An 11,788-nucleotide genomic window follows, 5' to 3' on the forward strand; every position below is an offset into this window, starting at 1 on the left:
CGAATCTCAGTCGGCGGCTGAAGTGTCACGTGCCGAGTTTGATGATGCCCGGCAGAGCCTCTTCGGCCAGGTAGGTGTCGGTGAAGTAGTCGTAGCAGTTGCCGCTGGTGTTGAGGGTGCCACCGCTGAGGATGCCCCGTGCGGTGACCGTACCGTCGCTCTTGATGTTGTAGATCGGCGCCCCTGAGTCGCCGCCGCGGGTGCAGGTGCCGTAGCGGTATCCCTCCATGGCGTTGCGCAGGGTCGCCCCGTCGCTGTATCGCACGGTCACGTACGTGGAGACCACGCGGTAGCCGCACATCTCGCCGGTGACCTGGCCGCTGACACAGTAGGTGTCCCCGACGTAGGAGCGCCGGCCCATCCGACCGGTGACCGCCCGTGAGCTGGTCGACGTGCTCGAGCCCCTGTAGACGCGGCCGTAGGACGTCTGGGTCAGCTTGATGGTGGACGCGTCGCCCGAGTAGTGGTTGTGGCCGCTGACCATCACCGAGCCGGTGGTGTTGTTCCAGTTGTCCGCGGTGACGGTGCCCAGTGTGGCGTTCCGGTTGTACGCCTTACCGTTCAGGGAAGTGCAGTGGCCGGCCGTGAGCAGGTAGTGCGCACCCTGATGGGTCCAGGCGAATGCGGTCGAGCAGGAGCCGACGGAGGTGTAGAAGTACGCCCCACCGTAGTACGGTGCGATGTCGTACTGCCGCCCGAGCTTCGGTGACGGCACCGTCATCCCCGGCACCAACTGCAGGGCGACCCGGTAGGCGCCGTAACGGGCGGCCAACGCCTCGCGCATCTCCTGGGTCACCGTCGCCGCCTTGATGATCACCCGGTTGTTCGTCGGGTCGATCGTGGCCGTGCGCAGGTTGCTTGCGCCTGCCAACTGGTCGTCGCTGAGGTTGAGCACCTCGTCCTGAGCGGCGATCAGCTGGTCCATCGTGTACGGCACCACCTCGACGATCGGCTCGATGATGACTTCGGCCTTCATCGGGGTGAAGACTACGGGCTGCGGACTCGTCGTGGCGGTCGAGAGCGTGCTCTTGTCGGGATCCGTGCTGGGGGTGTTCGGGTCGTCGGTGATCGTCCCGGTTGACGTGGGAGTGACGACCATGTCGGCCGATGCGGCGGCGAGCGTCTCGGCCGAAGCGCTCTGCGACACCGGGACCATGAGTTGATCGTTTTCCACGTACGGCATCGAATATTCGGCCGGGCTGGCGTACGCCCGTTCCACTGCGATGTCCAGGGCCTCGGCGTACCCGGACCGGAGCGTTTCGTCGGTTGTCGGCTGGGTGGTCGTCACGGCCACCGCGGTGCTGGTCGCTGGCTGATCCGTGGTGATTTCGGCGTGGGCGGCCGACGGAAGCCACACGATCCCGCCGACGGCGGCGAGAGTGAGGGCGAGACACCGACCGGTGAGTCTTCTCATCCGGTCATGATCTTTGTCCTAAGTGGACGGGGTCAAGGACCTCCCGACTTTGGCCAGGAACATTGCCAACCCATTTGCGCGGGCTTGGCCAGTCGGCGGCTGGTAGCCCGCGCCCCGGCGGCGCGTCGAACAGCACGACCGTGGCCACCGCGCGGCCGGGCAGCGAAGCGGACCGACGTCGGATCACGGCGGCGAGCATGGGAGGCGCTCAACTGCGTCATTCGCCGCCCCCACACCGGCGTGCCATCGGGCGGTGTCAGCGACGGCGTGTCCGCGACGTGGCCGATACCGGGTACCGAACAGCGTTCACGGACACCCCAGAGGATGCGCCGAGACGAGGGGTGGTGGGCGCGCCGGATCATCCTGTCGGCCCGACCGACGGCCGGCCGCGGTGGGCCACCGCTCAGCGAGCCTTCTTCGTTGCCCGCTTTCGGGGCGGGGTCAACAGGTCGGCTATCGCCGCGATGGCGGACGGCACCACCCGGTAGTACGCCCAGACCCCGCGCTTCTCCCGCTCGAGCAGGCCGGCCTCGGTGAGGATCCGAAGGTGATGACTCACCGTCGGCTGAGACAGGCCGAGCGGCGCGGTCAGGTCGGTCACGGACGCCTCGCCCTGTGGGGCCGACTGGATCAGGCTGAGCAGCCGCAGTCGAGCCGGGTCGGCGAACGCCTTCAGCACTCCCGCGAGCCGCTCGGCATCGGCGCGCTTGATCGGCTCGCCGGCAAGCGGTGAGATCGAAGGCATAGAAGTTTTCGCAGTTGCCACGCCTTCCATCGTTCCACCAACACCATCGATAGGAGGGCGGAACCGGGACCAGTACCCCGATCGCGATCGAGAAATTGGCGGCGGGGGGAGGCTCGGGCCCGGCCTCAAGATGTCATGGACTGCGACGGCGAGCAGCGGCCGTGCCGTCGGCGTCCTGCCGCGTCGCCTGCTGACTTACCGCCGCACGTCCGCTCAGCGGGGCACGGCGGCGGCGAGCAGGTCGTCGACGAGCCGCGTGGCGGCGGACGTGATGGTCGGGTCGTTGCGGGCGGCGCTGGCGTAGATCCCCTCCACGATCAGCCAGATCCGGTCGGCGAGCTGGCCCGGGTCCGCCACGTCTAGCCGGCCCACGAGGTCGTCGATCTCGGCTCGGGTGTCGCGCAGGTAGTCCCGGGCGACCCGGGCGGGCTCACCCTCGTCCTGCGGGAATTCGGTGAGGTACATCCGGAACGCGCAGCCGCGGAAGTCCGGCCGGGTGGCACTGGCGGCGATCTCCGCGACGAGCGCGCGCAGGCGTGCCGCCGGATCATCCGCGCCGGCGGTGGCGGCCGCCGAGTCCCGGTCCCGCACCACCCGGCAGGCCCGCAGGTATGCGGCCACCAGGTCGTTCTTGCTGGGGAAGTGGGTGTAGAGCAGGTTCTTGCCGCAGCCGGCCGCGGCGATCACCTGGTTCATCCCGACGGCCCGGACGCCGTGCCGGTAGAACAGGTCGCCGGCCGTGCGCAGGATCCGTTCCCGGCTGCCCGGGGCGGCAGTGCGCGCCATGGCCGTCCTCCCTTTGCCTCGGCTGTGGCAAGGATAACGGACCGGTCGGTCCGCCAACGATTGACCGGCGTGGCCCGGGGCGAGCATGATCGGACCAATCGGTCCGGGACCAATCGGTCCGACCCCACCGGCAGGAGGCACTGATGCGGGACGCGGTCATCGTCGAGGCGGTACGAACCCCCATCGGCAAGGCGAAGCGGGGCGCGTACCCGCAGGTCCACCCCGTCGAGCTGCACGCACACGCGCTGCGCAGCCTCGTCGCCCGGGTCCCCGGCCTCGACCCGGTCGAGATCGACGACGTCATCGGCGGTGCCGTCGGCCAGGTCGGCGAGCAGAGCACCAACACCACCCGGCTCGCCGCCCTCGCCGCCGGGCTGCCCGAATCCGTGCCCGGGGTGACCGTCGACCGGCAGTGCGGCAGCAGCCAGCAAGCGCTGAGCTTCGCCGCCCAAGGCCTGGTCGCCGGGGCGTACGACATCGTGGTCGCCTCCGGCGTGGAATCGATGAGCCGGGTGCCGATCGGCAGCTCAGCCGTCGTCGACGGCGCGCGGGCCGACGTCGCCGGACCGGCGGTCGCCGCGCGCTACCCCGGCGGGCTCATCCCGCAGGGCGTCAGCGCCGAGCTGATCGCCCGCAAGTGGGGCCTGTCCCGCGTCCAGCTCGACGAGTACGCCGCCACCAGTCACCACCGGGCCGCCGAGGCCTGGCGCCAGGGGCACTTCGACAGCCAGGTCGCCCCGCTGCCCGGCGTCGAGATCGCCAGGGACGAGACCATCCGGCCCGACACCACCGTGGACCGCCTCGCCGAGCTGCCGCCGGCCTTCGCCGCCGCACACTGGGCCAGCCGCTTCGGCGAGATCGACTGGAAGGTCACCGCCGGCAACTCCAGCCCGCTCAACGACGGTTCGGCGGCGTTGCTGCTCACCACCAGCGAGACCGCGCGGCGGCGCGGCTGGCGCCCCCGCGCCCGGATCCACACGGCGACGGTCGTCGGGGACGACCCGATCCTCATGCTCACCGGCATCATCCCGGCCACCGCCAAGGTGCTGGCCCGGGCCGGGCTCACCCTCGCCGACATCGACGCGTTCGAGGTCAACGAAGCGTTCTCGTCGGTGGTGCTGGCCTGGCTCGTCGAGACCGGCGCCGACCCGGCCAAGGTGAACATCGACGGCGGGGCGATCGCCCTCGGCCACCCACTCGGGGCCAGCGGCGCCCGCCTGGCCACCACCCTGCTGCACGTGCTCGAACGCACCGGCGGCCGGTACGGCCTGCAGACCATGTGTGAAGCCGGCGGCACCGCCAACGCGACGATCATCGAGCGCCTCGACACCTGACGGCTGAGCGGACGCGAGCGGGCCGGTACGCCGTGCCGGGCACCTGGTAGACAAAACGGCGGTCCGGGAACTGTCGCGGGCCGCCGTCGGTGGTTGATGCCCATGGTCGAGCCAATCGGTATGGCTTGCCGCCGCGGTCTCGTGCGCTCACGCTTCGGTCGGGCGTTCGACCGCGGCGGTGGGCAGCCGGCGGGCCAGTTCGCGGCGCAGCACACTCCGGCCCGGAGTCATGTAGGCGAGTGGCACCAGGATCTCGTAGGGGCGGCTCTGCCCGTGTCCGGCCCACTGCCATCTCTTCATCGGGGGTTGGGTGCGGTCCGGGTCGACCGGTTCGATGAGGAGGAACGCGGGCAGTCGTCCGCGGATCTCGGCGCGGGCGATGTTCGGCCACTCAAGGGCCAAGGTGATGTCGCCCGGGCCGGCCACTGTCAGATGCTCCTTGGTGAGCCGTAAGGGCAGTTGCGACTGATAGCCGGAGCCCGTCGGGCGCGCCACGTGCTGGGCGAGGGCGAAAATCGCGGCGTACACGGCGATCTGCCACAGTCCTCTCCACCACGACCGGTCTGCTGCCAGGTTGAAGGCGACGAACAGCGCCGCGGCGACGAGCACTGCGCCGATCAGCGGGACGATCCGCCGGCTCATCGACAGCCTGAACTCGACGGGGGAAACCTCATCGGCGGCGCTCACGGCCATGTCCTGCCCGACGGGTCGGAGCGCGAAACCGAAACCTGGCTGCTCTGGGCGCATCGGTGCCGCAACCGCCCGCGGGCCGCCCCGGACGGGATGCGACGGGGGACGAGCCAGGGCGGTGCTTCGTGCTGGTCGTTCACCGGGCTCGGCGCGACGACGTCCAGCCTTGCTGGTGCAGTCGCTCGATGCCGTCCAGCAGCAGGTCCAGCGCGAACTCGAACTCGAACTGGTCGTCGCAGCCCTGCCCCACCACCGAGTCGTCGTGGGACGCCGCCATGGCGATCTCCGCGAGGTGCGGGAATCGGGCGGCGACCTCCGGCGGGAGGGCTGCCGGCTGGTCGGGGTTGCTCGTGCCGGACCGGCCGGCTTGCCGGGAGGCGTCGAACAGTTCCTGGCTGAATCCCAGGATCCGGCTGCCCATGGCATGCATCACGTGGTGGGCGAGGTCGGCGGAGAACCCGCCGGCCTGGAACGTCGCGACCATCGAGTCGAGGTAGGCGAGGATGGCCGGCGTCGCCATGTTCCGCGACTCGATCGCGAGCGGCGCCCAGGGGTGGCGGCGCAGCACCTGCCGCGCCGAGAGGATGCGCCGGCGGATCGTGTGTTTCCAGTCGGTGCCCAGCACCGGTGGGTCGATCTCACTGACGATGACGTCGATCATGCCGTCGAGCAGTTCGTCCTTGTTGGCCACGTGCTTGTAGAGGGCCATCGGCACGACGCCCAGGTCCTGGGCGAGGTTGCGCATGCTGAGGGATTCGATCCCGGCCTCGTCGGCGAGCGCGACGGCGGCACGCAGGATCCGGTCCCTGCTCAGCGGCGTCCGGCGCAGCGTCTCAGCCTGCTCAGGCATCTCGTCCTCGTCTTCGGCGGCGGGCTGGTTGAACCATAACCGCCTTGACGGGTGTACGCCGTACACCTAGCCTGTTCCCTATGGGGTGTACGCCGTACACCGAGGGAGGGGAAGATGAAGGCGATCATTCAAGATCGGTACGGGCCGCCGGAGACGCTCACGCTTGCCGATGTCGCCGCGCCGGTGCCTGCCCCCGGCGAGGTGCTGGTGCGGGTCGAGGCCGCCGCGCTCAACGCCTACGATTGGCATGTCATGCGTGGCGATCCGCGGATGGCACGCTTGTCAATGGGGCGGTCGCGGCCGAGGGCGCGCATCCGGGGCCGTGACTTCGCCGGCCGGGTCAAGGCCGTCGGCGCCGACGTGCGACAGGTGCGCCCCGGCGACCCCGTCTTCGGCGACCTCGGTGACGCCAACGGTGCCTTCGCCGAGTACCTCTGCGTGCCCGAGGCGTTGATCGCGCCGAAGCCGGCGAACCTGACGCCGCAGCAGGCGGCCGCCCTGCCGTTGGCCGGCACCACCGCCCTCATGGGACTGCGCGAGGTCGGGCGGGTCGAACCCGGCCACCGCGTCCTCATCAACGGCGCCTCCGGCGGCGTCGGCACCCTGGCGGTTCAACTGGCCAAGGCGCTCGGCGCGACCGTGACCGGGGTGTGCAGCACCCGCAACGTCGACCTGGTCCGTTCCCTCGGCGCCGACCACGTCGTCGACTACACCCGCGAAGACTTCGCCGACGGCACGCGCCGCCACGACGTCCTGTTCGACCTGGTCGGCAACCGCTCACTCGCCGCGCTCCGGCGGGCGCTGACCCCGACCGGGACGCTGGTGCTCTCCGGTGGTGGCGTGTACCGCGGCGGCAGTCTCATCGGACCGGTCTGGCTGCTCGCGCGCGGACGGCTGCTGGCGCCCTTCGTCCGGCAGCGCATCGTCACTCTCACCACGGCACCCAGCCGGCAACACCTCGACGCGCTCCGCGCCCACGCCGAAGCCGGCCGCCTCACCCCGGTGATCGACCGTACCTATCCACTCCACGAGGTGCCCCAGGCCATCCGGTACCTCGAAGGTGAGCACGCGCGGGCCAAAGTCGTCATCACCGTCTGACGTACTCGTCGCTTGTCCGCTTCAGCCGGCTCGCCCGACCCACCGGCCGCGACCATCGCCTCGCCAGTGCAGGCGGAACCGCACTGGCGAGGCAATGATCAGCCCGCTGCCGCCTGGCTACTGCTCGGCGACCGTGATCGTCGCCGTGCGGTGGTTGTTGCGCGTGTCGTTCTTCGCCGGGTCGTAGTTCTGCTCGATGTTGCCGGCGCTGTCGACCGAGAACCAGCGGAACGTCGTCGTCTCGGTCACGTGGAACACCTGTCCCGGCTCACGGAACTCGGTCGCTTCGTAGCGCGGCGACTCGAGCGTGGGACGGCTGCCGTCCGTCGTGTAGTAGATCGTGGCCGGCTCACTCGTCTCGAAGCGCACGTCGACCGGCCCCGGGTACTTCCCGCCGCCGGGGACGAGCCGGGACGTCGGCCTCTGGTGGTCCTTGCCCCACTCTGCCGCGATCCGGAACATCTCCATGATCCCGTTGGCGTACTCCATCGTCTCGGAGTGGCCGCTGACGAGGTCCGGGTTTCCCACCCAGGCGGGCTGGAATGAACCGCCCTGCCAGTTGCCGGTGGTCGGGTTGTAGACCGAGCCGCCGACCTCCCAGCCGAAGGCGTAGATCCCGTAGGTGTGGTACAGGTCCTCGCGCACGTTGCCCGCGGAGGAGTAGAGGACGTCCGACGAACCACCCACGTTCTCCGGCGTGACGACGGTCTGCCGGTGCGCCTTGACCTGCGACAGGATCCTGGCGGCCGACTGCCAGTAGAACGCCTCGTCACCCAGAGGCGGGCGGGGCGTGGTGATCCGCCCGTCCGCGATGTAGGCGCCGGGCTGCCAGAACAGCTGACCGCCGTTGGAGTGCACCGACATCATGAACTTGATGTTCGAGTGCTTCTCGACCAGCCAGATGATGTTCTTCGACTCAGGCTCGGACAGCTTCTCCGGCCCCTGATAGGTGTCGCTCACACAGTTGGTCGATCCACCCGCGTAGCCGTCGTGGCCCGACCCGACCCGGTAGTTCCGGTTCAGGTCGACGCCCCAGGAGTTGCGCCGGGCCGGGTCGGCGTTGTCGTCCGCGCAGTGGTTCGTCATGTTCCGACGCTGGGAGGCGAAGTTGTAGAAGCTGTAGTTCGCCCCATCGGGGTTGTTCGACAGGATGAGGAAGATGTCGGTGTTGTCGACGATCTTCTTCGTCTCCCAGTCCGACCTGTAGTTGTGCACCAGGCGTTCGGCCGCCTCGAGGGTGGTCGTCGCGGGCACCCACTCGCGGGCGTGGTCCTGCGCCTGGATCAGGACACCCGGGTTCCTGCCGTCGCGGTGCTTGCCGATTCGCAGAACCGGGATCGTGGCCGGCCCGCGCGGCACCTCGCCTTCCGGCGCGCCGGCGCGCTTCTCATCGAGGAAGTCGGTCAGCGCCACCGGGGCCGACGTCGCCTGGACGATGCCGGTGCCGGCATTGGTGCGGTACGGGTGGGACCGGTCGATCAGGCCGCCGGACTGCGTCTTCAGCGCGTTCGCCACCTGCGCCGCGGTGCTGGCGAGGGCGCCGGATGCGTTCTTCGCGAGCAGAACCCGAACCGCCTTGCCGTTCACCTCGACCTCAAGCGGCAGGTCGGCCCCCGGCCGGTTCACGAACTCGACGGTGATGTCGTTGCCGCCCTCGTGCCCCCATGCCGCCGAGGTGACGACGACCGCGGCCTGCCCCGTACCACCGATCGTGGCCTGCGCCTTGCGCTGGTAGCCGTTGGTCTTGTTGGGCAGGTACACGATCTCGGCGATGTCCGGGTACTGGCGGGCGATCTCCTCGGTGCGGCTGTAGAGCTGCTGCGGGTGCTGGTAGCCGCCGACGAAGTCCGACCGGTATCCCGGGTTCGCCGTCAGCGGCGGCGCGGCGTCCTCGAGCCAGTTGGAGACGTAACCTGTGGCGACGCCGCCGGTCGAGCTCGTGACCCGCAGCTGGCTCGGGCGGGTGTCGAGCTTGAACAGGTTCCGGTGGAACATGTACTGCCCGGAGTCGACGAAGCGGCTCATCGTCCGGGCGAACCCGAACGACGTGCCCGGGCCCGAGTCGTTCTCGAGCTGCATCGTCACGACCGGGCTGCTCTGCTGCCCTTCGGTGGTTCGTGCCTCGACGTACAGGAAACCCTGGCCCTTCGTCGTGAACCAGTCGGCGCGGACGATCCGCACCGTCTCCTGATGGGTGAGCGGCTGGACAGTGTCCGCGCGGAGGGCCTGGACGCCGCCGTCGGCTTCCTCGCCCCACGCGAAGCCCTCGCCGTCGCCGAGGACCTCGACGCCCATCGCCCCGAGTTCGGCGATCTGCCCGGCGGTCACCACCGCCTCGCCCTCGATGCCGGTGGGCACGCGCTTGAGGCCGTGTTCGAGGTCGAAGCCGGCGGCGACCACCTTGTCCAGCATGGCGGCGCCGGTCAGGTGGATGCGTACGAGGCGTACGGCGTCGGGATCCTCGAGGCGGGACCGTCCCGCGCCCGCCGTGGCTGCCGACCCGGCGGGCTCTGCACCCGCGGGCTCCGTTGCCATGAGAACGCTTCCGACCAGGGCGGGCAGTGCGAGAAGCGCGATGCGCCGACGTATGCGTCGCATTCTCCCCTCCTTCTGCTTGCGACGTGGTTGACGTGGTGGCCGGCGCTGCTGCGGGTCGCGCCGATCCCTCCACGACGGTCATGCCGAGCTCGCGCAGGGTCAGCCCCGTGCGCGACGGCGGTCGCCGCCGTGACGGGGTCGGGGAGAACCATGAGAGAGCCGGGTGCGGTGAGCGTATGCACGTTCTTCGCTGCGAAGGATCATCCGAACCGGATTTGAGAATTACTTGAGGCATTGCCCACGGGCGGTGACGGCCGCGCCGCTGAATCGCCGGCAATGTCCCCGGCGCGCCTTCCGACCAGCGGCAACGGTCATCTGGCAGGTACCGCCTAACGCGGGCCGCCCATCGACGTTCCTGAGAGGCTTCCTAACGGCTGCCCATGGGCAGGCGATATCACGTCCGGCCGGCGCCGACGGTTGCCGGCTCGACGGCCGGCCGCGGCGTCCGCCGCTCCGCCCCGAGCTGCCTCGGCACGACGACGCGGTCCGCCGGCTGCCGCCGCGCCGCGAGCCGGCGCCGGGTCCACCGCAGCACCGGTCGCTCCAGGCACCAGTACGACAGTTCGACGGCCACGACGGTCAGCGCGAGACCGAGGATCGTCGCCAACCACCCGGTCCGCGACTCACCGAACATCATCCGCATGCTCTGGCCGGCCAGCATGTTCCACAGGTACAGCCCGTAGGAGATCTTGCCGATGTGCACCAGCGGCCGGGCTGCGAGCAGTCGCGCGGGCCCACTCCCGGGTCGCCCGACGAGGCCGAGGATGAGCACCACGGTCGCCACCGACAGCAGGGGAAGCCCGATCAGGTTCATCACGGTTGTTCCCTGGCCGAAGGCCGGCACGAAGTAGGAGATCACCAGGAAGCCGAGCGCGGCCCAGATCAGCGGCACCGGGACGGTCAGCCGGCGCCCGTGCGTGGCCAGCGCCGCGAGGCACCCGACGGCCAGCGCGTCCATCCGCGCGGGCGTGGAGTAGTAGACGAAGTCGTGCCAGGTGGCGGAGTCGTTGAGCAGCGCGCGCAGCGTGACGGCGACGGCGATCATGGCGCCGCAGCACCACATGGCGATGGTCCGTCCCCGCGGCGCGGCGAGCGCGCGGCGCAGCACGGCGGGCCAGAACAGGTAGAAGTGCTCCTCGACCGAGAGCGACCAGGTCCAGCCGAGGCCACCGACGTCGAAGATCACCGGGTGCACCAGGCTCGTGAGGTAGAAGAGTCCCGCCGCGATCTGGAGAGCGATGGCCCAGGACGGCTGCTGCGTACCCCAGACGAGGGCGTGGACCGCGAGCAGGAGCAGCAGCGCCGGCAGCAACCGGGCAGCCCGGCGTACGTAGAACGCGCGCATGTCCACGGTTTCGGTCCGGTGGTGCTCGTCCATCAGCAGTGTCGTGATCAGGTAGCCGGAGAGCACGAAGAACACCGCGACGCCCAGGTGACCACCGGGGGTGACGTGTGGCACGGCACCCCAGAGGCTGAGGTGCAGCAGCAGTACGCCGATGATCGCCAGGGCGCGGACGCCGTCCAGGGAGGGGTGGTAGCCGAGGTTACGAGCGGTTGCGCCGTGCGAGAGCAAGGGGGTGGGTCTCCTTTCGCTGTGCGTCAGGCGGTCCGCACGCGGCCGCGTCCACCGCTTCTCCTTACCCGTTCAGACGAGGTCGTACTGCCGCCTTGGCCATGCCGTGCGCTCCGGGCAGCCTGCCAGACATCCACCACGCGGCGGATGCGGGGGTTCAGGGGAGCGTCTTACGGGCCGCCATCATCCGTTTCGGTGAGGCCCCGCCTCCGCTGCGTGATGGATTTGCGGCTGCCGGCTCGCGGCATTCGTCCGCGGGGGAGCGATCGGCAGCAGCGGATCGTTACGGACCGGGAGTCCGGCGCTGCTCGCCGGCGCCTCGGGCGGCTGCCGTCCGGATCGACACGCGAGTGGTCACACCCGGCGGTGGATGGGCGGCATCGACCAGCCGCCCACGTCCCGGTGCGGCGAGCGCGACGAGGCCCGCCGGGACGCCGAGGCGGTGCGGGATCGAGTCAGTCCGGCAGGCCGTGCCGACGAGGACAGCTCTCGGCTACTCGACGGACGCGCTGTCGTCGAAGCCCATGTCGCGCATCTGGTCGGCGGAGAAGAGCACCATGATCGCGCCGGGGACCGCATTTCCGGATACTGCGGGATGCCGGCGACAAACCACACCGGGCCGGCGTCGACACGGACCCGGCGCGGGCGGCGCCGAACATGCGCCGGCCCGGCCCGGATCGAATGATCCTGGGCCGGGGCG

General features: G+C 70.1%; 9 protein-coding genes. 2 read left to right on the forward strand and 7 right to left on the reverse strand.

All coding sequences use genetic code 11. The features are described 5' to 3' along the window. Window positions 1-25: 25 nt before the first annotated feature. The 3 genes from ACWEVO_RS04070 to ACWEVO_RS04080 form a co-directional block, all read right to left on the reverse strand. Window positions 26-1,414, reverse strand: coding sequence for a hypothetical protein (locus ACWEVO_RS04070; protein WP_452306086.1), 1,389 nt, complete (start codon window positions 1,412-1,414; stop codon window positions 26-28). A 403-nt stretch (window positions 1,415-1,817) separates the two neighbouring features. Then, window positions 1,818-2,189 (reverse strand): ArsR/SmtB family transcription factor, encoded by a 372-nt coding sequence (locus ACWEVO_RS04075; protein ID WP_452306087.1) that lies wholly within the window; start codon window positions 2,187-2,189, stop codon window positions 1,818-1,820. A 183-nt stretch (window positions 2,190-2,372) separates the two neighbouring features. Further along, on the reverse strand, window positions 2,373-2,945 hold the full coding sequence (locus ACWEVO_RS04080; RefSeq protein ID WP_452306088.1) for a TetR/AcrR family transcriptional regulator: 573 nt from the start codon (window positions 2,943-2,945) through the stop codon (window positions 2,373-2,375). A 143-nt stretch (window positions 2,946-3,088) separates the two neighbouring features. Here ACWEVO_RS04080 and ACWEVO_RS04085 point away from each other — a divergent pair, with 143 nt between their 5' ends. Further along, on the forward strand, window positions 3,089-4,279 hold the full coding sequence (locus tag ACWEVO_RS04085) for a thiolase family protein (RefSeq protein WP_452306089.1): 1,191 nt from the start codon (window positions 3,089-3,091) through the stop codon (window positions 4,277-4,279). A gap of 147 nt (window positions 4,280-4,426) precedes the next feature. Here the strand turns inward: ACWEVO_RS04085 and ACWEVO_RS04090 are convergent, their stop codons facing one another. Continuing rightward, window positions 4,427-4,972 carry a hypothetical protein gene (locus ACWEVO_RS04090; RefSeq protein WP_452306090.1) on the reverse strand — a complete coding sequence of 182 codons (546 nt, stop codon included), beginning with the start codon at window positions 4,970-4,972 and terminating at the stop codon, window positions 4,427-4,429. A gap of 133 nt (window positions 4,973-5,105) precedes the next feature. After that, the gene (locus ACWEVO_RS04095) at window positions 5,106-5,819 is read right to left on the reverse strand and encodes a TetR/AcrR family transcriptional regulator (protein WP_452306091.1); all 714 of its coding nucleotides are present in this window, start codon (window positions 5,817-5,819) and stop codon (window positions 5,106-5,108) included. Window positions 5,820-5,933: 114 nt separating this feature from the next. On the opposite strand from ACWEVO_RS04095, the gene ACWEVO_RS04100 reads away from it, so the two are divergent. Then, window positions 5,934-6,917 carry an NAD(P)-dependent alcohol dehydrogenase gene (locus tag ACWEVO_RS04100; RefSeq protein ID WP_452306092.1) on the forward strand — a complete coding sequence of 328 codons (984 nt, stop codon included), beginning with the start codon at window positions 5,934-5,936 and terminating at the stop codon, window positions 6,915-6,917. A 117-nt stretch (window positions 6,918-7,034) separates the two neighbouring features. On the opposite strand, the gene ACWEVO_RS04105 is transcribed toward ACWEVO_RS04100, so the two are convergent. Together ACWEVO_RS04105 and ACWEVO_RS04110 are read right to left on the reverse strand one after the other, a co-directional pair. Then, window positions 7,035-9,452 (reverse strand): M14 family zinc carboxypeptidase, encoded by a 2,418-nt coding sequence (locus tag ACWEVO_RS04105; RefSeq protein WP_452306093.1) that lies wholly within the window; start codon window positions 9,450-9,452, stop codon window positions 7,035-7,037. Between the two features lie 457 nt (window positions 9,453-9,909). Next, the gene (locus ACWEVO_RS04110) at window positions 9,910-11,088 is read right to left on the reverse strand and encodes an acyltransferase family protein (protein WP_452306094.1); all 1,179 of its coding nucleotides are present in this window, start codon (window positions 11,086-11,088) and stop codon (window positions 9,910-9,912) included. Window positions 11,089-11,788 lie beyond the last annotated feature (700 nt).

It is taken from the genome of Micromonospora sp. NPDC003776 (genome assembly GCF_053605645.1).